Consider the following 21,952-nt stretch of genomic DNA (forward strand, 5'->3'; position numbering starts at 1 on the left):
GTACTCCCATATAGTCCGCCTATACAGATGATTCAAATGGGTCGGCGAATGTGACCCGCTAACGGAGCTCGGCTTTGGCCGAAATAGGACGATGCCATTGAAAATTCTGCCCGGTTTCCTGCTGCTGCTTCCGCTCGCCGAGATTGCGGGTTTTGTCCTCGTCGGAAAAGCAATCGGACTCTGGCCGACACTCGCGCTTGTTATTCTGAGCTTCATGGTCGGTATCGCGTTGCTCAGGCGCCAGGGCGTTGGGATCTTGAGCCGCATGTCCGCCGAAGGACAGAATGGCATGATGCCGGGGCGCGAGATGCTTCGCCCGGCGATGTTTGTCATTGCCTCGCTATTGCTCATCATTCCCGGCTTCATTACCGATATCGTGGCGATCTTGATCTTCATTCCTGCTGTTCGGGACCTAGCCTGGAAATATGTCAGCCGGCGCTTCGTTGTTGTGGGATCAGCTCGTGGCTTCGATGGATCGAGCCGCACCAAGGATCCCAAGGTCGTAGACCTCGATGACGAGGACTTCCGACGTGAGCCGAATGACAATTCGCCGTGGTCCGGAAAACATCTCGGCGACTGATTCGGGCTGGCCAGCCGCTTGGCTCAGGGTTGTAACGCCATGTCCGAAATGATAGAGCGGCACCATCCAATGCCCTCGAGGAAAAGCCAATGGCCGACGAAAACAGCAATAACGGTGCAACGAGCCCGAGCCTTACCATCCTTGCCCAGTACACCAAGGATCTCTCCTTCGAAAATCCGGGTGCTCCGCGTTCGCTGCAGGCGCGTGACAAGGCTCCGGCCATCAATATCAATGTCAACGTCAACGCCAATCCGCTTTCCGACACGGACTTCGACGTCGTCCTGTCTCTGAACGCCGAAGCCAAGGATGGCGACAAGACGGTATTCCACACCGAGCTCGTCTACGGCGGCGTCTTCCGGATTGCCGGTTTCCCGCAGGAGCACATGCTGCCGGTTCTTTTCATCGAGTGCCCGCGCATGCTGTTCCCGTTCGCGCGTCAGATCATCGCCGACGTCACGCGCAACGGCGGCTTCCCGCCGCTGATGATCGACCCGATCGATTTCTCGCAGATGTTTGCACAGCGCGTTGCCGAAGAACAGGCACGGGCCAAGGTACAGGCGACCACGAACTAAGCGTTCGCGTATTGTCGATCGAGATAAAGCAAGATGCCCGGATCGTTCCGGGCATTTTCAGTTTGCGAGATCGTATTTCGCCCAGATACCCTTCTGGCCGAGTTTGCCGATCAGCGCATCATGGGCCTGTTGCTCGCCCTCGCTAAGGCGCGACGCAAGTGGTCGCGGCCGCTCAAGCGTTCCCATGATAATTTCTTCGACCATCGATTCCTGGCCGCCTGCCGTGGTCGCGGCTGTTCCAAGCCCCAGCGCGGCCTGGCGCCCGCCGATCATCTCGATGTAGACGTCGGCAAGGAGTTCGGAGTCTAGAAGGGCGCCGTGTTTCGTTCGATGCCCGTTGTCGATGCCGTAGCGGCGGCAAAGCGCGTCGAGCGAATTCGGTCCCATTGGATGCTTGCGTCGTGCCATTGACAGCGTATCGAGCACGCGGTCGGGCAAAATCGGCGGCAAATCGAGTCGAGCCAGCTCCGCGTTTATGAAGCCCATATCAAATGTGGCATTGTGCGCGATCCACTTCGCGTCGCCAAAGAAATCGACAATCTGCTGCGCAACATCGGCGAATGAAGGCTTGTCCTTAAGGAATTCGTCGGTGATGCCATGCACGGCGAGCGCGTCCGGATGCACTTTCTGGTCACCCGGATTTATGTAGATATGGATCGTGTTGCCGGTGGGGAAGTGATTGAAGAGTTCGATACCGCCGATCTCGATGATCCGGTCTACACGGTTATCCAGTCCCGTGGTTTCCGTATCGAATATGATTTCACGCATTCAGGAAGTCCCCGCTGGCAAGCCGCCGCTTCAGGTCTGAGACAATCTCCGCGACCCGCTTTCTCGCCGTTTCGATACTGTGTCCCGTATCGATCACATAGTCGGCCCTCGCACGCTTTTCCGCATCCGGCGTTTGACGCGCAAGAATCATGTTGAATTTTTCAACTGTCATACCCGGCCGCGCAAGTACGCGTTCCCGCTGTATCTGTGGATTACAGCTGACGACCACGATCACGTCGACCCGGCTCTCCGCCCCGGTCTCAAACAATAACGGTATGTCGAGCAGCACCATTTCCGAACCGCGCTGCCGCTCGCGTTCGATGAACTCCGCTTCCCGCTTTTTCACCAGCGGGTGGACTATGGCTTCAAGGCGCTTGAATCCTTCCGGACTCCCGGCCAACTGGCGACCAAGTTCCTGGCGATCAACCGCACCGTCCTTAGTTGTCCCAGGGAAAGCAGCTTCTACCAAAGGTGCCGCCTCGCCCGCGTACAGATCATGTACCACCGCATCAGAATCGTTCACAGGCACTCCCGACTCAGCGAAGAGCTTTGACATGGTCGATTTGCCCATCCCGATCGAGCCGGTCAGTCCAATACGCAACATCAGTGCTTGTCCATGTCCGCAATAATAAGGTTCCGCAGGGACCCATCGACGACCGGACGACGCCCGAACCATTTCTCAAAACCAGGTACTGCTTGGTGCAGCAGCATCCCAAGTCCATCAACGATGGGAAATCCCTGTTGCTCGGCTTGGGCGAGGAACGGTGTTTTCAGTGGGACATAGACAATATCGGTTACCACGGCGTTGGGCCGAAGCACTGAGAAGTCGATCCGCGGAGCATCCTCACCATCCATGCCAAGCGAGGTGGTATTGACGAAAAGTCCCGCGCCGCTCATGACATCCAATAAGGCAGGCATCGCATGAGCTCGTACCTTGGGGCCGAACCGATCGGCCAATTCCTGCGCGCGTGCGACGGTTCTGTTGACGAGATGGATCTCCTTGATGCCGCGGTCGCGCAGAGCCTGAATGATCGAGCGGCTGGCGCCACCCGCACCTAGGACCACCGCGGAATGAGCCTTGTCCCAACCGGAATGGCGCTCATCGAGATTTGCGGTAAAGCCTCGTCCGTCCGTATTCGTCGCCTTGAGTCTACCATCTTCGATCCAAAGCGTGTTGGATGCGCCGAGTTCCTCAGACAGTTCGTCGGGCTCGTCGGCAAGCTTGAACGCCATCTCTTTGTGCGGGATCGTGACATTGCCGCCGACGAAGCCGGCTTCACCATTCTTCAGAGAACGCACGAAGGCTGCAAAGTCCGAAGGCGCTACTTCATGAGCGCGATATGATCCCGGCAAACCAAGCGTCTTCAGCCAGTATCCGTGGATGAGAGGCGACCGCGAATGCGCGACGGGAAAGCCCGTGACGAATGCCCTCGGCCCTAGTGTTTCACGTGAATCATCCATCAATAGCACCCAATTCTCTCAACTTGTCCAACAGTGGCAGCATCGGCAATCCAAGGATTGTAAAGTAGTCACCATCCACTCTCGAAAACAATTGGAGTCCCTCCCCCTCGAGCTGATAGGCGCCGACGCTGCTAAGCGCCTTATCCCCGACGCGGCTCAGGTGTCGTTCGATGAAGTCTTTGCTCAACGGCCGCATCGTCAGCTCAGCGTGCGAGACGTGCTCCCAAACGATGTCGCTGTTGTAAGCAATGGCAATTGCACTGTTCAGGCGATGCGTCTTGCCAGCGAGCGCAAGCAGATGGCTCGCTGCAGCATCCATATCTTTCGGCTTGTGAAAGGTTTGTGCTCCCAAAGACATGGTCTGATCGGAGCCGATCACGAGGCAGCCAGGAAAGCGGTTGCTGACTTCCTTTGCCTTTGCCTTAGCAAGAACAAGGGCGACGGTATCTGGCGCCGCTCCGTCGCGTTCGAGCGGCGCTTCAACCGCACGCTCGTCAATGTGGGCGGCATGCGCTTCGAAAGCGAGGCCGGCATTTTGCATCAGCATCCGGCGAAATGGGCTGGAGGATGCGAGAACTAGCTTGGGTGACATGGGGCCTCGAACAGCTCTGATACGGCAGCGCTTAGCGCAGCTTCGGACGGAGGGCAACAATCGCTGCCGCCGTCTCTTCGATGGAACGGCGAGTCACGTCGATCAGCGGCCAGTTGTGTCTGGCACAAAGCGAGCGAGCATATTTCAATTCTTCCGAGATCGCCGCCCGATCCGTGTACTGCCCGCGGTCGAAACCTGGCGTGGCACCGAGGAGCCGGTTTTCTCGAACCTGAGAGATCCGGTCAGTCGTGGCGATCAGGCAGACGATGACCGGCTTGCTTGCCGCGAACAGGCTTTCTGGAAGTGGCACACCGTACACGATCGGGATGTTGGCTGTTTTGATGCCGCGATTGGCAAGGTAGATGCTGGTCGGCGTTTTCGAGGTTCGACTGATGCCAATGATCACGACATCGGCATCATTGTAATCATCAGGCATCTGGCCATCGTCGTGATCCATCGTGAAATTCAGTGCTTCAATGCGAGCGAAATAGCCGGCGTTCATCACATGCTGCGCCCCAACCCGGCGTCGCGACGGCGCGCCGAGATAGATCTGAAACGCGTTCATGACGGGTTCGAGCACATTCACGGATGCCACTCCCATCTCGGCGCAGCGTTGATCTATGAGGGTCGCAAGTTCGCGGTCGACGATGGTATAAAGGACGATGCCGGGTTGGCTGTCTATCGCCTGGAGAACCTGCAGCAGCTGCTTACGATTCCTGACTAGCGGATAAACATGCTCGATCGGTTGGGCGGACTTGAATTGAGCTGAGGCGGCACGGCCCGCTGAAATCAGCGTCTCGCCGGTCGAGTCAGAAATCAGATGCAGATGGAAGAAGTTCGTGCGGTTCTCCACGCTATTTTCCGCGACCTGTTGAAAAGACTGGATGACGGAGAGCTAAGGGACGCGGCCGGGGTAAGGCAAGGGAAAACATGCCGACTTTTCCACAAATCGAATTCCGTGGGAGCAGTGTTGTCGTGCCTGTTGGTTCTGTGGATGACTCTTGGGGGTTCGACCGGTACTAGCATCTTTTCCACAGCTCCGTCGCAGTTTCCGAGCTGAGATCTAACTGAAATAATTATGTTTTTTCGGGTTATCCACGTTTCGCAAGGAATCGCAGGCTATTCCATTCTTCAGCGCTGTAGACGGCGCGACAAAACGCTCTAGCCGTGGATGAATTTTAATCCTTGATAGAAACAGACTCTAAGAAATAGAAACCTTTTAAAATATCTTTGTTTTTTTATAGGGAAGAACCGTGTGAGTGAAAATCGCCGGAAAGTCATGAGGGTCCTGGATGGCGAAGCGATCAGTCCGCCACCAATCTGGCTTATGAGACAGGCCGGACGATACCTCCCGGAGTACAGGGAAACGCGGGCGAAGGCTGGAAGTTTCCTTGATCTCTGTTACACGCCTTCGCACGCAGTGGAGGTCACCCTTCAGCCGATCCGTCGCTATGGCTTCGATGCGGCCATTCTCTTTTCAGATATTCTCGTCATTCCGGATGCGCTCAAGCGCAACGTTCGTTTCACCGAAGGTCACGGACCGGAGATGGATCCGATCGATGAAGCTGGTATCTCCCGGCTGAATACCGATGGTGTCGTCGACTATTTGAAGCCAGTTCTGGAGACCGTCGAGCGCCTCCGGCAAGACCTGCCTGTCGAGACGACACTCCTCGGCTTTTGCGGAGCTCCGTGGACGGTCGCGACCTATATGATTGCCGGGCACGGCACGCCGGATCAAGCCCCTGCCCGTCTCTTCGCCTATAAGCATCCAAAGGCGTTCGAGCGACTGCTCTCGGTGCTGGCCGAAGTATCGGCAGATTATCTCGTGGCGCAGATTGATGCGGGTGCGGACGCGGTGCAGATCTTCGATTCCTGGGCCGGTGTGCTTGGCGAGCGCGAGTTCGAGGCGTTTGCGGTAAAGCCGGTCGCGCGGATGATCGCGTCGATCAAGGCGAGACGGCCGGATGCGCGTGTGATCGCCTTTGCAAAGGGTGCGGGTTTCCTGCTGAAGGACTACCGGCGGAAGACAGATGCGGATGCGATCGGACTCGATTGGTCGGTGCCTTTGGATTTCGCAGCCGAACTGCAGAAGGACGGAGCCGTTCAAGGTAATCTCGACCCGATGCGCGTTGTTGCGGGTGGTACGGCGCTCACGCAGGGAATCGACGACATCCTGGAGAAGCTTGGGAATGGGCCGCTGATCTTCAATCTCGGACATGGAATCACCCCGCAAGCCGACCCCGAAAATGTTCGCGTGCTCGTGGAACAGGTTCGCAGCTGGGGCGCCAGGTGATGGAGAGGCAGACGGATGAGAGGCCCGGTGTGTATGCTCGCCGACGGGCCCACTTCGCAATCCTGTTTTTCGCTCTACTGGCTGTGGGACTGTTTCTTTGGAGTCCCGACGACCTCTACCTCTGGATCAAGGCGCTTCACATCATCGCGGTGATTTCGTGGATGGCGGGGCTGTTCTACATGCCGCGGCTATTTATCTACCACACGGATGCGGAGCCGGGTTCGACGCAATCGGAAACCTTCAAGGTGATGGAGCGTCGCTTGCTGAAGGTCATCATGAACCCAGCGATGATGCTGACCTGGATCCTCGGTCTCTACCTAGCCTGGTCCGTCTATGGCTTTCAGGGGGGATGGTTGCACGCAAAGATCGGTCTTGTTGCGCTTCTGACGGTAGTCCATGTTTTCTTCGCGCGAGCAGCGCGGGCTTTCGAGCGTGACGAGAATCGACGGTCGGCGCGCTACTGGCGCTTCATGAACGAGGCCCCGACCCTACTGATGATCGCTATTGTCATTCTGGTCGTGGTCAAGCCTTTCTGACGAGAAGGCTGGTCCGGTTAAATTTGCTTCATTTTAAGCAGCCCCCTTGCGGCGGTGAACCTTACTCGCTATTTTCCCCCCACCTCATCCTTGTGGCATGTATGTAAAGTTTGATCGTCTGCGATCTCTTCGCAGGACCGGTTACAGCCTCGACATCGCCTTCCCCCTTTAAAATACTAGAGTAATGGTCACTTCATGGCTGAAATGAAGCTTCAAGAACTTAAAAGTAAGTCCCCGACGGATCTGCTGGCATTCGCCGAATCGCTCGAGGTCGAAAATGCAAGCACGATGCGCAAACAGGAATTGATGTTTGCAATCCTGAAGGTGCTGGCGAGCCAGGATGTCGAGATTATCGGCGAAGGCGTTGTTGAAGTGCTTCAGGATGGCTTCGGCTTTCTGCGTTCCGCGAATGCGAACTATCTGCCGGGTCCGGACGATATCTATATCTCGCCCTCGCAGATCCGCCGCTTCTCGCTGAAGACGGGCGATACGGTTGAGGGTCCGATTCGCGGGCCGAAGGAAGGCGAGCGGTACTTCGCACTGCTCAAGGTCAATACGATCAATTTCGATGACCCGGAGAAGATCCGTCACAAGGTTCATTTCGACAACCTGACGCCGCTCTACCCGAATGAACGCTTCCGCATGGAGCTCGACGTTCCGACCTCTAAGGACCTGTCGCCGCGTGTGATCGATCTGGTCGCGCCGCTCGGCAAGGGCCAACGTGGACTGATCGTTGCGCCGCCTCGTACCGGTAAAACCGTGTTGCTGCAGAACATTGCGCATTCGATCACGGCGAACCATCCGGAGTGCTATCTGATCGTTCTCCTGATTGACGAGCGTCCCGAGGAAGTGACGGACATGCAGCGCTCGGTTCGCGGGGAAGTTATTTCCTCGACGTTCGACGAACCCGCAGTGCGCCACGTTCAGGTGGCCGAAATGGTTATCGAGAAGGCGAAGCGCCTGGTTGAACACGGCCGGGATGTTGTCATCCTGCTGGATTCGATCACCCGCCTCGGTCGCGCCTATAACACCGTTGTTCCTTCTTCCGGCAAGGTTCTCACCGGTGGTGTTGACGCCAATGCGCTGCAGCGCCCGAAGCGCTTCTTCGGTGCTGCGCGCAACATCGAGGAAGGCGGATCGCTGACGATCATCGCGACGGCGCTGATCGATACCGGAAGCCGCATGGACGAAGTTATCTTTGAAGAGTTCAAGGGAACCGGTAACTCCGAAATCGTTCTTGATCGCAAGGTGGCGGACAAGCGGATATTCCCGGCGATGGACATTCTGAAATCCGGCACACGTAAGGAAGACTTGCTTGTACCGCGCCAGGATCTTCAGAAGATCTTCGTACTCCGCCGTATCCTAGCGCCGATGGGTACGACCGACGCGATCGAGTTCCTGATCGACAAGCTGAAACAGACGAAGAACAATCCGGACTTCTTCGACTCGATGAACACCTAGTTGTTAGCCGGATTCCCGTGATTGAGCCGGTCACTTCTGTGGTGGCCGGCTTTGTCGTTCTCAGGGGATCACGTTGGCCTCGCATTGGAGAAGGAAGATGCTCCCTACCACGGACACGATCTTCGCCCTATCGAGTGGAGCCGTCCCAGCGGGTTTGGCGGTTGTCCGTGTTAGCGGAAGTGAGGTGCAGGATGTGCTTCGCGCCCTTGTCGGCGAGGTACCTGAGCCACGTCAGGCGGTACTGCGGTCGATTCGGACTCGTAATGACTTAGTCATTGACACCGGCCTCGTGCTCTTCTTTCATGCACCGCATTCCTTTACCGGAGAAGATGTTGCTGAACTGCACCTCCATGGTGGACGTGCGGTGGTCGATGCGTTGCAGCGAGAGCTTGCTTGTTTTCCGAATCTGCGAGCGGCGGCTCCGGGCGAATTCTCGAGACGAGCGTTTGAAAACGGCAAGTTGGACCTCATCGAGGTCGAGGGCCTGGCGGATCTCATCGCGGCTGAAACGGAAATGCAGCGGCGGTTGGCGGTCGAGCAAAGCTCCGGGGGGCTTTCTACAGTATACTACGGGTGGGCAAACCGGCTGACTCGCGCTCGAGCGCTGATCGAAGCCGAACTCGATTTTCCTGATGAGGAAGATGTCCCAGGATCAGTATCCGATCAGGTATGGGCGGATATGGTGAAGCTTGTGGATGAGATCGATATCCATCTTCAGCAGATTGAGGCCGGCGAGATTATACGCGACGGTTTCAAGGTCGTTATTGCGGGTAAGCCAAATGCCGGCAAGTCGAGCCTGATGAACGCCTTGGCCAAGCGCGACGTCGCGATCGTTACTGATATCGCGGGAACCACGAGGGATGTCCTTCAGGTCGATCTCAACTTGGACGGATATCTCGTCAAGCTCTACGACACGGCGGGCCTTCGTGACACCGAGGAGGTTGTCGAGCGCGAAGGCATTCGCCGGGCGGAGTGTATTATAGCCGAAGCAGATCTCTTGATCTATCTCGAGGATCTTTCCGACGGAGATACGGTTGGAGTTTTCCCGGATGGTGCGGTTCGTGTTGGCTCGAAGTCCGATCTGCCAAACCTGAGTTCTGCAAACTACGATCTCGCTATTTCGATCACTAACGGTGCGGGACTTGTTGAACTCCGTGCGTTGATCGTAGAGCGGTTGCGGATGAAGGTGCATCCGCAGTCAATGGCGATTCCGAGTAGAGCCAGGCATCGAGATTCACTGCTGGAGACTTTAAGGGCTCTGCGAGTATCCCTGTATGAGCCAGAACGCGGTCTCGATCTACGAGCGGAGGATCTCCGAGTTGCAAGTGACGCACTCGGACGCGTAACGGGACGCGTCGACGTCGAAAACCTTCTGGATGTGATCTTCGGCGAGTTCTGCATCGGAAAATGATTCACGTGAAACATTTGAGTTGCGCTTGCGCGCGTGGTTTCACGTGAAACGCCTTGACTCATCTAGCCACTTCGCTCATCACCTGACGATCTCAGGAGCCTGAACAATGAATACCTCTCGGTTTGATGTCATCGTAATTGGTGGCGGCCACGCGGGTTGCGAGGCAGCGTCGGCTGCTGCGCGTCTCGGAGCAAAGACCGCGCTGGTGACACACCGCCGCGACACCATCGGGATCATGTCCTGTAATCCAGCGATTGGTGGTCTCGGCAAAGGTCACCTCGTTCGAGAGATCGACGCGATGGATGGCGTCATGGGGCGGGTCGCCGATGCGGCTGGAATCCAGTTCCGAATGCTAAACAGGAAGAAGGGCCCGGCGGTTCGAGGTCCGCGTACCCAAGCAGATCGCAAGCTCTACCGGCAGGCCATGCTTGCGGAGATGGAAGGGATCGCGAACCTGACGATCGTTGAGGGTGACGCCTTCGATCTTTCTGTTGACGAGGGCCGCGTCACTGCCGTCGTTATGAAAGATAGCCGGATTCTTCCGTGCGCGTCGGTGGTGTTGACGACCGGAACATTCCTGCGTGGGCTCATCCATATCGGCGACCAAAAAATCCCAGCGGGTCGCGTCGGCGAGGAACCGTCTGTTGGTCTTTCCAAGACGTTGCTGAGCCTGGGCCTGCGTCTCGGCCGCTTGAAAACAGGTACGCCCGCGCGACTGGATGGCTCGACGATTGATTGGCAAAGCGTCGGCCGCCAAGGGGCAGATGAGAACCCAGTCCCCTTTTCGTTCCTGACGGACCGTATCACGAATCCGCAGATTGATTGCGGCGTTACGCGTACCACCGAGGCAACGCATCGCATCATCGTCGACAACCTGAAGCGATCGGCGATGTATTCAGGGCAGATCGAGGGTGTTGGCCCTCGCTACTGCCCGTCAATCGAGGACAAACTCGTCAAGTTCGGTGAGCGGGACGGCCACCAGGTCTTCCTCGAGCCCGAGGGTCTTGATGATACGACCGTCTACCCTAATGGTATCTCGACGTCCCTCCCCGCCGAGATTCAGGATGCGTTTATTCGTACGATCCCCGGCCTCGAGCGGGTCAAGATTTTGCAGCCTGGTTATGCGATCGAATACGATCACGTGGATCCGCGGGAGCTGAAGCCCTCACTTGAAGTCAAGAATATGCCCGGGCTATTTCTGGCCGGTCAGATCAACGGCACTACCGGCTATGAAGAAGCCGCTGCACAAGGTCTGGTGGCTGGGCTCAATGCCGCTCGCCTGGCGGGTGGCGGAGATGAGGTGCACTTCAGCCGAACCGATTCCTACATCGGTGTCATGATTGACGATCTGACGTCTCGTGGTGTCGCAGAGCCATACAGAATGTTCACTTCGCGCGCCGAGTACAGGCTGTCGCTGCGAGCGGACAATGCGGACGTGCGGTTGACGCCACTCGCCATCGCGATTGGGTCGGCGTCTGCTCAACGGAAAGATCGTTTCAATCGATATAGCGATGCGCTTGATGCAGGACGAGCACTGTTGTCGTCGATGGTGACGACTCCCAACGAGGCTAGCCGCTTCGGCTTCAAATTGAACCAGGATGGGCAGCGTCGCTCGGCATATGATCTTCTGTCCTGTCCCGATTTCAGCTTCGCAGACCTCCAGAAGCTTTGGCCGGGGCTCGTTGAGATAGATGACCGAGTCAGCGAGGCGCTTGAGATTGAAGCGAGCTATGCGGTGTACATGCAGCGGCAGTCAGCGGATATCGCTCAAGTCAAGAGGGATGAGGATAGACTCGTACCCGTCGATTTCGACTTCGATGTTCTGTCCGGCCTCTCCAATGAACTCAAGCAGAAGTTGAAACATGCACGCCCACATAGTATCGCGCAGGCGGCGAAGATCGACGGGATGACGCCGGCCGCACTTTCGCTATTGCTCGTCCACCTACGACGTGGTGTGGAAAGCATTGCGGCTTCTGCGTGATTGCAATGTTTGAGAGTCCCATGACCAATTTGAACGGCCGGCGTGTTTCACGTGAAACACAGGATCGCCTAGAACACTTTGTGGCACTTTTCCAGAAGTGGGCGAAGTCGATTAATCTGACGGCGCCATCGACACTGAACGACGCGTGGAGCCGCCATATCGTGGATTCTGCGCAGATATTTCAGCTTCAGCCCAAGCCGGGAATTTGGGTCGATCTAGGGAGTGGCGGTGGTTTTCCAGGCATCGTTACAGCGATTATGCTGGCCGAGCTCAATGAAGGGTGGGTCCATCTCGTTGAGAGCAATAACAAGAAGGCGGCATTCCTGCGGACGGCACTTCGTGAGACGGGCGGCAGAGGGTCCATTCATCCGGTAAGAATTGAGGAAGCTCCTGCGATCGTAGCAGCTTGTGATTTCATCTCGGCGCGCGCGCTTGCTGATCTCCCGAAACTGTTCGCTTTTGCCGAGCCATGGGCTCGTGAGAATGCTGCTCTTCGCGCCTACCTTCACAAAGGCCGGGATTACCGGACTGAGATTGAGAAAGCACGTGGAAGCTGGAGTTTCGATCTGGTAGAACATAGAAGCGCTGTCGAGCAGGATTCGGTTGTTCTGGAAATATTTAACCTCCAGCGCTTGGTTTAACAGATCGGGCATCAGCAATGGTTGGCGAACGAAATCGGATAATCACCATCGCAAATCAAAAAGGCGGCGTGGGAAAAACCACAACCGCCATTAACCTGGCGACGGCGTTGGCTGCGATCGGTGAGCGGGTGCTGATTGTTGACCTGGACCCGCAGGGCAACGCGAGTACAGGTCTTGGAATAGACCGGAAGCATCGTCGGCTATCTTCCTATGATCTACTTGTTGGCGATCATGGTATTGAAGAGGTGTCGCAGGAAACCGCTGTACCAAACCTCTTTATCGTGCCATCGACAATGGACCTGCTTGGAATCGAGATGGAGATCGCGAACCAGAGCGATCGCGTTTTCAAGCTGAAGAAGGCGTTGGCCCGAGAGGAAGCTTTTCGCTTCTCCTATATTCTCGTCGACTGCCCTCCTTCGTTCAATCTCCTGACCATGAATGCGATGGCAGCTGCTCACTCCGTGCTGGTGCCGCTTCAGTGCGAATTCTTCGCGCTTGAGGGGCTGAGCCAGCTCCTGGAGACGGTCGATCAGGTTCGAAAGACCGTCAATCCGCGGCTTGATATCCAGGGGATTGTGCTGACCATGTTCGATTCCCGTAACAATCTGGCGCAACAAGTTGTCAACGATGTCCGGACGCATCTCGGTGAGAAAGTCTACCATACGTTGATTCCTCGAAATGTTCGCGTATCGGAAGCGCCTTCCTATGGGAAGCCAGCAATTCTGTACGATCTGAAGTGCGCAGGAAGCCAAGCCTACCTCCAGTTGGCGTCGGAAGTCATCCAGCGCGAGCGCCAGCGCTTGGCCGCCTGAACGTGAATTGATAATAGAGAGTTACACCATGAACGACGACATCTCGAAGAGAAGGCTTGGGCGGGGTCTAGCTGCATTGATTGGCGAGATGGATCAACCTATCCCGGTTGATGCGGCAAAGCCGAGCGTTGGCGCCGATCGAATGGTGCCGATCGAATTTGTCAGCCGCAATCCTCGCAATCCTCGCCGTTTTTTTGACGATGGTGAGTTGCACGAACTCGCAAGTTCGATCAGGCAGCACGGGATCGTGCAACCGGTCGTCGTTCGCACCTTGGCGGACAATCAGTTTGAGATCATTGCCGGTGAAAGGCGCTGGCGCGCGGCGCAACTTGCAGGCCTGATCGAGATCCCCGTCATTGTGCGTGATGTCGATGACAAGACAGCTCTGGAAATCGCAATCGTCGAGAATGTTCAGCGCTCAGACCTCAATCCGCTAGAAGAGGCGCTCGGCTACGAACAGCTCATGGCGGAGTATGGCTATACCCAGAATGATCTCGGGGAAATTATTGGCAAGAGCCGCAGCCATGTCGCGAATTCGTTGCGGCTTCTCAAGCTCCCGGAACCCGTGCGGGACCTCTTGGCGGCTGGAAGCCTTTCAGCCGGACATGCGCGCGCGCTGGTGCCGACCTCCGACCCCACGGCCCTCGCCCGTACAATCGTGTCAAAGGGCATGTCGGTACGCGACGCCGAGCGCCTGGCGCAGCACGACATCAAAGCTCAGTCGGAGCCTAAGTCCGCAGTGCATCCAAAGGATCAAAAGGATTCCGACACGCTGGCTCTTGAACGTACGCTGTCGGATACACTCGGTTTGGATGTTACGATCAGCCACAGAGCGAGCGGCGGTCAGATCAGAATTTCGTATAAGTCATTGGAACAACTCGAAGAAGTCTGCAGGCTTCTGGAGCGTCGCTAAGAGAAAAGCCTATCGGCGAGCTGACTGAAGCGTCGTCGATAGAAGCGTTTGAAGCGCGATGCTGTCTTCAAGGCTCGCCCGCTTACGCGTTTGCAGGATAGCAGCCTGCAAGCGATTCGCTTCGCGGGCGACCGCATCGGATGACCAAGTGCGCAGTGCCTGCTCGATGATCGGCTTCCGCCGGAAGTGGAGATGACGGCCAAGTGTCTGCATGACCTGCGCGGCCGGCAAGCGTTTCTCTTCCATCTCCGTCTTCATGGCATCGAGCAGCTGGAACTGTCTTAGGCACGCCTGTATGACCAGAAACACAGCGGTCTTGGATGATATAATCTTCTGCATGGCATGCAGGAAGCTGCTAGGGTTTCCGCTGAGAACGGCATCAACGGCGTCATCCACGGAGATGGCGCTTGCGTCGCCGATGATCTCCGCGACATGATGCTCTTCGATCGTTGATTTGGTGCGGCAGTAGAGGGCGAGCTTTCGCACTTCGTTCCGAGAGGCGATGCGATCTCCGCCGATGAGATCCAGCAGAGCCTGCCGCGCTGCGGGTGTGATACCGAGGCCTTCGCTCGCGAGTTCGTTGTCAATCAGGCCGTTGAGTGCGCGTGTATCATCGGCATAGCACGGGATTGCCGCGACATTGCGGGCCGCCTCAGCGACCTTCCTAAGCAGCGAACCCTTTTTGAGATCGCCGGCTTCAATCACAACAAAGGTCGCGTTCGGCATATCATTGGAGAGGAGCTGAAGTGAATCGACGAGATACTTCTCGTTGGATGCCCCGCGGATCCAGATCAGCTTGTCTCCGCCGAAAAGGCCGATTGCGCCAGCCTCGTCAAGGAGGCGTCCCTGGTCCCGCTGCAGATCGCTGATATCGAGCTTTATCAACGAGAAGGGGTCATCGAGCGCAACACCAGTCTTTCTGGCAATCAGCGATGCCCGCTCGGAGACAAGTCCTCGATCCGGCCCGTAGATCACAAACAGCTGATAGTTCTTCGCGGTTCGCTCGAGAAAGCCTTCAAACTCGTGCGATCTGATCTCTGACACCCGTCCGCTCCTCAGCGGCCGAGCGCGGCCGCGATATCAGCACCAACAAACTCGGCCACCTGCCGCGCAGCACGGTTCTCCGCGTCGCGGATGGCGCGCTGCTTGGCGAACTCCTGGCCCGGAAAGTCAACCAGCGCGGTGGCGTAACGATTCCCGGCCTTGATGACGTGGCCGTCTTTTGTTGACTTCAGAGTATAGTCTACGCTGACGGTTGCACGTCCGGCCCGAGACTGATCCGAAGACTCGACGAGAAGCGTATCGATCACGTTCGAGCGAGCGCTGAGCTCCACCTTGTATTCTGGGTTTGCCGGCTCGCCTGCGCCGCGTGAAGCAAGGAAAATCAATCGGTTGCGGACCTCCTGCTCGATACGAGAGGCTGGCTCCGAGAAACCTACCGACGTAAGTTTTTCCGCGACACCGGAGCTCTCGGAGTAGAGCGGGTGAACCTGGCAAGATGCAAGAAATGCCGTGGAAGTCAGGATTGCGGCAAGGCCGGTGGCGCGCACCAGCTTGAAAGCGATATCAAACGACAATGTTCACAATCCTTTGCGGAACCACGATGATCTTCTTAGGCGTCTGACCGTTCAGAGCCTTCTTCACATCATCCAAAGCAAGCACACCCTCGGTTACGGCATTCTGATCTGCGTCGCGAGAAATTGTCAATTCGGCGCGCTTCTTGCCGTTGATCTGGACAGGCAAAATGACATCGTTTTCAACGACAAGGGCCTCGTCGTAGCGTGGCCAATTTGTCTCGGCCAGCAACCCGCCGTTACCGAGCGTTGCCCAGCATTCTTCAGCTAGATGCGGCGTCATGGGCGCTACCAGCTGGATGAGGATCTCGGCGGCATCGCGTACGGCGGCGCGATATGCCGGATCGCCGTCGCCGGCGGCCACACGGGTCAATGGTGATGCCAATGCGTTGACCAGTTCGTAGATTCGCGCGACGGCCTTGTTGAACCAGAGGCGATCATAATCATTCTGCACAGCCTTCAAGGTCTTGTGCGCTATCTGCGAGATCGCTTGAGCATCGCCATCCTTAGCCGGAGTCGGAACAACATCGCGAAGATTGTCGGCTGCTTCCGCAATCAATCGCCACAGCCGCTGCGTAAACCGGTGAGCGCCCTCTACCCCAGCCTCAGACCAGATGACGTCACGCTCGGGCGGCGAATCCGAAAGCACGAAGAAACGGGCGGTATCAGCGCCATAGGAGGCAATGATATCATCCGGATCGACCACGTTCTTTTTCGACTTCGACATCTTCTCGATCGATCCGATCGCTATTTCTTCACCGTTGGAAAGGTGGTAGGCGCGACGCTTTCCGTCCAGTTCCTCAATGCGAATGTCTGCCGGCGCGACCCACTCGCGGCTCATGCCTGTGCCGCGGCTATATGTTTCGTGCACAACCATGCCCTGGGTGAAGAGACCCTTGAAAGGCTCCTTAACATCCACATGGCCGGTCTCTCGCATTGCTCGCGTAAAGAAACGCGAATAGAGCAGATGCAGGATCGCGTGCTCGATACCGCCGATATACTGGTCGACCGGCAGCCAGCGATTGGCGGCATCAGGATCGGTCGGCTTGCCTTCCCAAGGCGCGGTAAAGCGCGTGAAGTACCAGCTCGAATCGACAAAGGTGTCCATCGTGTCGGTTTCACGCCGCGCGTCCTTGCCGCAGTGTGGGCAGGCAACATGCCGCCACGTCGGATGACGGTCGAGTGGATTGCCGGGCTGGTCGAAAGTTACATCCTCTGGCAGCTTTACCGGCAGGTCCCTTTTCGGAACCGGAACAACGCCGCAATCTTCGCAGTGGATCACCGGGATCGGGCAGCCCCAATAGCGCTGGCGTGAGATACCCCAGTCACGCAGACGGAAATTGACCTTGCGCTCGCCCTGCGGAGCGTTACCGAGTGTCATAGATGACAGACGATCAGCCACGAGTTCGAATGCTTCGCTTGTGCTCTTGCCGTCGAGGAATCGCGAATTGATCATGACGCCATCGCCGTCATAGGCCACATCGCCAACGCTAAAGGTCGCGACATCGCCATCTGCCGGCATGACGACCGGAACCACGGGCAAGCCATACTTCCGCGCGAAGTCCAGGTCACGCTGATCCCCGGAAGGGCAGCCGAAAATTGCGCCGGTCCCGTAGTCCATGAGAACGAAGTTCGCGACGTAGACAGGCAGTTCCCACGAAGGATCGAGCGGATGCTTGACGCGAATGCCAGTATCGATGCCCTTTTTCTCGGCCGTCTCAAGGGCAGCGAGTGAGGTGCCCGCACGGCGGCATTCTTCGCAAAACGCATCGATAGCCGGATTCTTCGCGGCAGCGTCCCTAGCCAGCGGATGGTCGGCTGCGATCGCCAGGAAAGAGGCGCCAAAAAGCGTGTCCGGGCGGGTCGTGTAGACCTCGATCTCGCTTTCTCCGGCCGGTGCCGTCCCCTCAACGATCTCCCAGCGCAGCATCATGCCCTCGGAGCGCCCGATCCAGTTCTTCTGCATCAGCCGGACCTTCTCCGGCCACTGATCAAGCGTCTCCAATGCCTCGAGCAGGTCCTGGCTGAAGTCGGTGATCTTGAAGAACCATTGTGTCAATTCGCGCTGCTCGACGAGTGCGCCCGAGCGCCAGCCGCGTCCGTCGATCACCTGCTCATTGGCGAGAACCGTGTTGTCGACCGGATCCCAATTCACCTTCGATTGCTTGCGATAAACGAGCCCCTTCTCGAGGAAATCCACGAAAAGGTGCTGCTGATGCTGGTAGTAGGCGACATCACAGGTCGCGAATTCACGGCTCCAGTCCAGCGATAGCCCCATCGCTTTCAACTGAGACTTCATCGACGCGATGTTCTGATAAGTCCAGGATGCGGGATGGACACCGCGTTCCATCGCTGCATTCTCGGCGGGCATGCCAAAAGCGTCCCAGCCCATCGGATGCAGCACGTTATAGCCGCGAGCGCGCTTGTAGCGGGCGACGACATCACCCATTGCGTAGTTTCGCACATGGCCCATGTGGATGCGGCCGGATGGATACGGAAACATTTCAAGGACATAGTACTTGTCGCGCGGATCGCTGTTGTCAGTCTCGAAGACCTTCGACTCGTTCCATTTCTGCTGCCAGCGAGGCTCGGCATCGCGCGGATTATAACGTTCGGTAGCCATGGTATTCGTATTTCCGAAAAATCAGGGGAAGTTGGTGGTGACCTTCACCATGAAACCACCGTAGCGTCAAGTTTTTACGGGTTCGGAAGGAGCCTGATCTCAGCCTGCCTGCCGCGATTTCTCACGCGCAGGGCCTTGGCAAGCACGGCCCAGGCGTCTAGTGCATTGCCATCTTTTCATAGGGTCATGTCGAGGCGAGTGATGGAACTTGAAGAGCGATTGAACGATGTCCGCTCACGCATCGCGGCAGCCGAACGGCTGGGCGGACGAACAGACGGTTCGGTTCAGCTTGTCGCCGTCTCAAAGACGTTCGATGCAGATGCGATACGTCCAGCACTGCAGGCTGGGCAGCGCATCTTCGGGGAAAACAGGGTTCAGGAAGGCCAAGGAAAATGGCCAGAGCTGAAATCGGAGACACCTGGGATCGAACTTCATCTCATTGGACCTCTACAGTCGAACAAGGCGGCAGAGGCAGTTGCATTGTTCGACGTGATCGAGACAGTCGATCGCGAGAAGATTGCCCGCGTGCTTGCTGACGAAATGAAGCGTCAGGCAAAGACCCCTCGCCTCTACGTCCAGGTAAATACGGGGCTTGAGCCGCAGAAGGCTGGGATCACGCCGAATGATACTGTGGCCTTTGTCGATTTCTGTCGCGACGAACTCGGCCTGACCATCGAAGGACTAATGTGTATCCCGCCGGCAGATGAAAATCCCGGTCCGCATTTCGCGTTGCTCGGAAAACTTGCCCAGGCCTCTGGGGTCGAGAAACTCTCGATGGGGATGTCGGGGGACTATGAAACGGCCATTGCCTTTGGCGCGACCAGCGTTCGCGTTGGCTCCGCGATTTTCGGCGTCCGCTGACACGCTGCTTTCGTCGGGCTTTCACTCCTCTGCTACCTCTCCTAGACTGCCAAAATGACTTGCAGTGTCCTGGGGAGGAGCAGATGCAGGGAGATTATCGGCAGTCCTATGCGAAGTGGGAGGGCGATCCGGAGGCCTTTTGGCGGGAGGCAGCGGCCGCGATCACCTGGTTCAAAGAGCCGGAGCTGACTTTCTCACGAGAGGGCGGCCCATATGGCCGTTGGTTTGCCGGGGGAGAAACCAATACCTGCTACAACTGTGTTGACCGCCACGTTCTGGCTGGTCGCGGTGGTGATACGGCGTTCATCTACGATAGCCCAATCAGCGGCGCGAAGGCTGCATTCAGCTATGGCGAAGTCCTTGCCGAAGTGAGCGCCATTGCCGTGACCCTGCGGCAACGGGGGATCGCAAAAGGCGACCGCGTCATCATCTACATGCCCATGGTGCCGCAGGCAGTCTTTTCAATGCTTGCCTGCGCGCGCATCGGGGCCGTCCATTCCGTTGTGTTTGGTGGTTTTGCCGCAAATGAACTCGCCGCCCGCATCGACGATTCGGAAGCGAAACTTATCATCACGGCAAGCTGCGGGCTCGAACCGGGGCGCGTGATTCCGTACAAGCCCCTGGTTGATCGTGCGATCGCCATCGCCAAAACAAAGCCGACCTCCTGTCTCGTCTTGCAGCGGCCGCAGCTTGTGGCTGACCTGATCGATGGTCGAGACGCGGATTTCGAAGCCGCTGTCGCAAAAAACCGTGGCGCAAACGTCGAATGCACGCCCGTCCGGGCAACGGATGAACTCTATATTCTCTACACATCCGGTACGACGGGCCAACCCAAGGGCGTCGTGCGCGATAATGGCGGCCATATGGTCGCCCTGAACTGGTCGATGGCCAACATCTTCGGCATCAAGCAGGGAGAAGTGTTTTGGGCCGCATCCGACATCGGATGGGTCGTCGGCCATTCCTACATCGTATACGCACCGCTGCTGGCTGGCGCCGCCAGCGTGATATTCGAAGGAAAGCCGGTTGGTGCGCCGGACGCCGGTGTCTTTTGGCGTATCGCTTCGGAACATGATGTCCGCGTTCTTTTCACCGCACCTACCGCCTTCCGGGCTATTCGCCGAGAAGACAGTGAAGGTGCTCACATCAAGGCGTATTCGATGCCGAACTTCCGTGGCCTGTTCCTGGCAGGTGAGCGGGCGGATCCGGAAACACTTAAGTGGGCTGAGCGCATGCTTGATGTTCCGGTCATCGATCACTGGTGGCAAACGGAAAGCGGATGGCCGATGGTGGCGAATCCGTTGGGTCTTGAGCTTCTTCCCGTCAAGCACGGCTCGCCATCCGTACCGATGCCTGGCTACGACATCCACGTCCTCGATGATGCCGGCCATCCGGTTGCGCCGGGTACCCTTGGGAATATTGTCGTGAAGCTTCCCCTGCCCCCTGGTTGCCTGCCCACACTATGGAATGCTGACGAGCGTTTTCGCTCGGCTTACCTGGCAGAGTTTCCCGGCTACTACAAAACAGCGGATGCCGGTTACATCGACGAAGACGGTTATCTCTTTATCATGGCGCGAACTGACGACATCATCAATTGTGCCGGTCACCGCCTATCAACCGGAGCAATGGAAGAGGTCTGCGCGACGCATCCGGATGTCGCTGAATGTGCGGTGGTCGGAATTGCCGACCAGTTGAAGGGGCAGGTCCCCTGCGGCTTCCTAGTCCTGAAGAAGAATGTTTCACGGGAAACATCGGTAATCGAGTCTGAGGTCGTGAATCTGATCCGCGATGCGATCGGCCCGGTCGCGGCCTTCAAGACCGCAATCATCGTCGAGCGCCTTCCAAAGACCCGCTCAGGCAAGATTCTTCGCGGCACGATGCAGAAGATTGCAGATGGCGTTCCATGGAAGATGCCTGCGACGATCGACGATCCTGATATTCTCGAGGAGATCGCGGCGGCTCTGCGCCAGCGTGGGTTTGGCTCGCTGCCTATGTAGATGCTGAAAACAGAAAGGCCCCGCTTGCGCAGGGCCTTATTCATCGGTTTCTCAAGACAATCAGTATTGATCGTCTTCGTCCTCGTCTTTCGGAGAAGACTTCAGGGACTTGAGCTTTGCGAAGACGGCATCGGCGTCGATTTCTTTTTCTTCCTCGCGCTCATGGCTCGTCAGCCGCTCGGTTTCATGTGCCGACTGCAAGGTTGCTCCAAGTTCGGCCGCGGTTGGCAGAGGACGACCCTTTGCCGCCTTTTCGACTTCCATGTCTAGGTCGATCTGGCTGCAAAGGCCAAGCGTGACCGGATCCATCGGCGTCAGATTTGCGGAGTTCCAGTGTGTACGCTCGCGGATCTGCTCGATCGTCGATTTCGTCGTGCCGACGAGGCGAGAAATCTGGGCGTCCTTCAGTTCCGGATGGTTGCGCACCAGCCAAAGAATAGCATTCGGGCGATCCTGGCGCTTGGAAACCGGTGTATAGCGCGGTCCACGGCGTTTGGATTCAGGCACGCGAACCTTGGGCTCGGAAAGCTTCAGCTTGTGTGCCGGGTTCTTTTCGGCACGGGCGATTTCGTCGCGGGAAAGCTGGCCGGTTGAGATCGGATCGAGCCCCTTGATGCCCTGCGCGGCTTCGCCATCGGCAATCGCCTTCACTTCGAGAGGATGCAGCTTGCAGAACTGTGCGATCTGGTCGAATGACAGGGCTGTGTTGTCGACGAGCCAGATGGCGGTCGCCTTCGGCATGAGCAATTGTTGAGCCATGGATATAGTCCTTCTGTCGTCCGCGCCGGTGTCGCGGTCCGTGGATTGTCACCACTATGTCCGGGAAATATGGCGCTATATAACCGTAGTGACACAGAATTGCAATTGATCACGAATGAA

Annotated in this window: 21 protein-coding genes; 12 read left to right on the forward strand and 9 right to left on the reverse strand. The window is 57.2% G+C overall.

Features of this window, described 5'->3' with window-relative positions; genetic code table 11:
* The first annotated feature begins 91 nt into the window (after window positions 1-91).
* Both JNB88_RS10865 and secB read left to right on the forward strand, forming a co-directional pair.
* Window positions 92-580 (forward strand): FxsA family protein, encoded by a 489-nt coding sequence (locus JNB88_RS10865; RefSeq protein ID WP_220355483.1) that lies wholly within the window; start codon window positions 92-94, stop codon window positions 578-580.
* A gap of 89 nt (window positions 581-669) precedes the next feature.
* A complete protein-coding gene (gene secB / locus JNB88_RS10870) occupies window positions 670-1,152 on the forward strand; it encodes a protein-export chaperone SecB (RefSeq protein ID WP_016556856.1) in 483 nt (160 codons plus the stop codon).
* A gap of 57 nt (window positions 1,153-1,209) precedes the next feature.
* Here secB and dnaQ read toward each other — a convergent pair whose 3' ends face one another.
* Genes dnaQ through JNB88_RS10895 form a run of 5 tightly spaced genes read right to left on the reverse strand, consistent with a single transcriptional unit; the run spans window position 1,210 to window position 4,826 of the window.
* Window positions 1,210-1,920 carry a DNA polymerase III subunit epsilon gene (gene dnaQ / locus JNB88_RS10875; protein WP_220355484.1) on the reverse strand — a complete coding sequence of 237 codons (711 nt, stop codon included), beginning with the start codon at window positions 1,918-1,920 and terminating at the stop codon, window positions 1,210-1,212.
* The gene (gene coaE, locus JNB88_RS10880; protein WP_220355485.1) at window positions 1,913-2,524 is read right to left on the reverse strand and encodes a dephospho-CoA kinase; all 612 of its coding nucleotides are present in this window, start codon (window positions 2,522-2,524) and stop codon (window positions 1,913-1,915) included. Before coaE ends, dnaQ begins: the two co-directional genes overlap by 8 nt.
* Window positions 2,524-3,381, reverse strand: coding sequence for a shikimate dehydrogenase (locus JNB88_RS10885; RefSeq protein WP_220355486.1), 858 nt, complete (start codon window positions 3,379-3,381; stop codon window positions 2,524-2,526). Before JNB88_RS10885 ends, coaE begins: the two co-directional genes overlap by 1 nt.
* Entirely contained in the window at window positions 3,374-3,973 is a 600-nt protein-coding gene (locus JNB88_RS10890; RefSeq protein WP_220355487.1) for a Maf-like protein, read from the reverse strand. Before JNB88_RS10890 ends, JNB88_RS10885 begins: the two co-directional genes overlap by 8 nt.
* Window positions 3,974-4,004: 31 nt before the next feature.
* Window positions 4,005-4,826 carry a pyruvate, phosphate dikinase/phosphoenolpyruvate synthase regulator gene (locus JNB88_RS10895; protein ID WP_037131586.1) on the reverse strand — a complete coding sequence of 274 codons (822 nt, stop codon included), beginning with the start codon at window positions 4,824-4,826 and terminating at the stop codon, window positions 4,005-4,007.
* Window positions 4,827-5,228: 402 nt separating this feature from the next.
* On the opposite strand from JNB88_RS10895, the gene hemE reads away from it, so the two are divergent.
* The 8 genes from hemE to JNB88_RS10935 all read left to right on the forward strand — a co-directional run bounded on the left by hemE (window position 5,229) and on the right by JNB88_RS10935 (window position 14,021).
* Window positions 5,229-6,266 carry a uroporphyrinogen decarboxylase gene (gene hemE, locus JNB88_RS10900; protein WP_220355488.1) on the forward strand — a complete coding sequence of 346 codons (1,038 nt, stop codon included), beginning with the start codon at window positions 5,229-5,231 and terminating at the stop codon, window positions 6,264-6,266.
* On the forward strand, window positions 6,266-6,802 hold the full coding sequence (hemJ, locus tag JNB88_RS10905; RefSeq protein WP_220355489.1) for a protoporphyrinogen oxidase HemJ: 537 nt from the start codon (window positions 6,266-6,268) through the stop codon (window positions 6,800-6,802). The genes hemE and hemJ overlap by 1 nt, the downstream gene beginning before the upstream one ends.
* 195 nt (window positions 6,803-6,997) lie before the next feature.
* A complete protein-coding gene (gene rho, locus JNB88_RS10910) occupies window positions 6,998-8,263 on the forward strand; it encodes a transcription termination factor Rho (RefSeq protein WP_007528691.1) in 1,266 nt (421 codons plus the stop codon).
* Window positions 8,264-8,360: 97 nt separating this feature from the next.
* Window positions 8,361-9,674 (forward strand): tRNA uridine-5-carboxymethylaminomethyl(34) synthesis GTPase MnmE, encoded by a 1,314-nt coding sequence (mnmE, locus tag JNB88_RS10915; protein ID WP_220355490.1) that lies wholly within the window; start codon window positions 8,361-8,363, stop codon window positions 9,672-9,674.
* Between the two features lie 106 nt (window positions 9,675-9,780).
* Window positions 9,781-11,655 carry a tRNA uridine-5-carboxymethylaminomethyl(34) synthesis enzyme MnmG gene (mnmG, locus tag JNB88_RS10920; RefSeq protein WP_220355491.1) on the forward strand — a complete coding sequence of 625 codons (1,875 nt, stop codon included), beginning with the start codon at window positions 9,781-9,783 and terminating at the stop codon, window positions 11,653-11,655.
* Window positions 11,656-11,675: 20 nt separating this feature from the next.
* The gene (gene rsmG, locus JNB88_RS10925) at window positions 11,676-12,296 is read left to right on the forward strand and encodes a 16S rRNA (guanine(527)-N(7))-methyltransferase RsmG (RefSeq protein WP_220355492.1); all 621 of its coding nucleotides are present in this window, start codon (window positions 11,676-11,678) and stop codon (window positions 12,294-12,296) included.
* 17 nt (window positions 12,297-12,313) lie between these two features.
* Complete coding sequence (locus tag JNB88_RS10930) at window positions 12,314-13,108, forward strand: ParA family protein (RefSeq protein ID WP_220355493.1); 795 nt, start codon at window positions 12,314-12,316, stop codon at window positions 13,106-13,108.
* A gap of 28 nt (window positions 13,109-13,136) precedes the next feature.
* Window positions 13,137-14,021 carry a ParB/RepB/Spo0J family partition protein gene (locus tag JNB88_RS10935; RefSeq protein WP_220355494.1) on the forward strand — a complete coding sequence of 295 codons (885 nt, stop codon included), beginning with the start codon at window positions 13,137-13,139 and terminating at the stop codon, window positions 14,019-14,021.
* Between the two features lie 9 nt (window positions 14,022-14,030).
* On the opposite strand, the gene holA is transcribed toward JNB88_RS10935, so the two are convergent.
* From holA to leuS, 3 genes are read right to left on the reverse strand one after another with little or no spacing between them, the layout of a single operon-like run.
* Window positions 14,031-15,065 carry a DNA polymerase III subunit delta gene (gene holA, locus JNB88_RS10940; protein ID WP_220355495.1) on the reverse strand — a complete coding sequence of 345 codons (1,035 nt, stop codon included), beginning with the start codon at window positions 15,063-15,065 and terminating at the stop codon, window positions 14,031-14,033.
* Between the two features lie 11 nt (window positions 15,066-15,076).
* Window positions 15,077-15,598, reverse strand: coding sequence for an LPS assembly lipoprotein LptE (gene lptE / locus JNB88_RS10945; protein WP_037131604.1), 522 nt, complete (start codon window positions 15,596-15,598; stop codon window positions 15,077-15,079).
* Window positions 15,588-18,218, reverse strand: coding sequence for a leucine--tRNA ligase (leuS, locus tag JNB88_RS10950; protein ID WP_220355496.1), 2,631 nt, complete (start codon window positions 18,216-18,218; stop codon window positions 15,588-15,590). The genes lptE and leuS overlap by 11 nt, the downstream gene beginning before the upstream one ends.
* A gap of 201 nt (window positions 18,219-18,419) precedes the next feature.
* On the opposite strand from leuS, the gene JNB88_RS10955 reads away from it, so the two are divergent.
* Entirely contained in the window at window positions 18,420-19,079 is a 660-nt protein-coding gene (locus JNB88_RS10955) for a YggS family pyridoxal phosphate-dependent enzyme (protein ID WP_220355497.1), read from the forward strand.
* 83 nt (window positions 19,080-19,162) lie between these two features.
* On the forward strand, window positions 19,163-21,073 hold the full coding sequence (locus tag JNB88_RS10960; RefSeq protein ID WP_220355498.1) for a propionyl-CoA synthetase: 1,911 nt from the start codon (window positions 19,163-19,165) through the stop codon (window positions 21,071-21,073).
* A gap of 60 nt (window positions 21,074-21,133) precedes the next feature.
* Here JNB88_RS10960 and JNB88_RS10965 read toward each other — a convergent pair whose 3' ends face one another.
* On the reverse strand, window positions 21,134-21,832 hold the full coding sequence (locus tag JNB88_RS10965; RefSeq protein WP_037131616.1) for a DUF1013 domain-containing protein: 699 nt from the start codon (window positions 21,830-21,832) through the stop codon (window positions 21,134-21,136).
* Window positions 21,833-21,952 lie beyond the last annotated feature (120 nt).

Source organism: Rhizobium cauense (assembly GCF_019511525.1).
Classification (GTDB): domain Bacteria; phylum Pseudomonadota; class Alphaproteobacteria; order Rhizobiales; family Rhizobiaceae; genus Rhizobium; species Rhizobium cauense.

Bases quoted from the DNA above. Each gene is read 5' to 3' on its own strand.
- JNB88_RS10865 (WP_220355483.1), top strand. From the start codon at position 92: ATGCCATTGAAAATTCTGCCCGGTTTCCTGCTGCTGCTTCCGCTCGCC.
- secB (WP_016556856.1), top strand. From the start codon at position 670: ATGGCCGACGAAAACAGCAATAACGGTGCAACGAGCCCGAGCCTTACC.
- dnaQ (WP_220355484.1), bottom strand. From the start codon at position 1,920: ATGCGTGAAATCATATTCGATACGGAAACCACGGGACTGGATAACCGT.
- coaE (WP_220355485.1), bottom strand. From the start codon at position 2,524: ATGTTGCGTATTGGACTGACCGGCTCGATCGGGATGGGCAAATCGACC.
- JNB88_RS10885 (WP_220355486.1), bottom strand. From the start codon at position 3,381: ATGGATGATTCACGTGAAACACTAGGGCCGAGGGCATTCGTCACGGGC.
- JNB88_RS10890 (WP_220355487.1), bottom strand. From the start codon at position 3,973: ATGTCACCCAAGCTAGTTCTCGCATCCTCCAGCCCATTTCGCCGGATG.
- hemJ (WP_220355489.1), top strand. From the start codon at position 6,266: ATGGAGAGGCAGACGGATGAGAGGCCCGGTGTGTATGCTCGCCGACGG.
- rho (WP_007528691.1), top strand. From the start codon at position 6,998: ATGGCTGAAATGAAGCTTCAAGAACTTAAAAGTAAGTCCCCGACGGAT.
- mnmE (WP_220355490.1), top strand. From the start codon at position 8,361: ATGCTCCCTACCACGGACACGATCTTCGCCCTATCGAGTGGAGCCGTC.
- mnmG (WP_220355491.1), top strand. From the start codon at position 9,781: ATGAATACCTCTCGGTTTGATGTCATCGTAATTGGTGGCGGCCACGCG.
- rsmG (WP_220355492.1), top strand. From the start codon at position 11,676: ATGACCAATTTGAACGGCCGGCGTGTTTCACGTGAAACACAGGATCGC.
- JNB88_RS10930 (WP_220355493.1), top strand. From the start codon at position 12,314: ATGGTTGGCGAACGAAATCGGATAATCACCATCGCAAATCAAAAAGGC.
- JNB88_RS10935 (WP_220355494.1), top strand. From the start codon at position 13,137: ATGAACGACGACATCTCGAAGAGAAGGCTTGGGCGGGGTCTAGCTGCA.
- leuS (WP_220355496.1), bottom strand. From the start codon at position 18,218: ATGGCTACCGAACGTTATAATCCGCGCGATGCCGAGCCTCGCTGGCAG.
- JNB88_RS10955 (WP_220355497.1), top strand. From the start codon at position 18,420: ATGGAACTTGAAGAGCGATTGAACGATGTCCGCTCACGCATCGCGGCA.
- JNB88_RS10960 (WP_220355498.1), top strand. From the start codon at position 19,163: ATGCAGGGAGATTATCGGCAGTCCTATGCGAAGTGGGAGGGCGATCCG.
- JNB88_RS10965 (WP_037131616.1), bottom strand. From the start codon at position 21,832: ATGGCTCAACAATTGCTCATGCCGAAGGCGACCGCCATCTGGCTCGTC.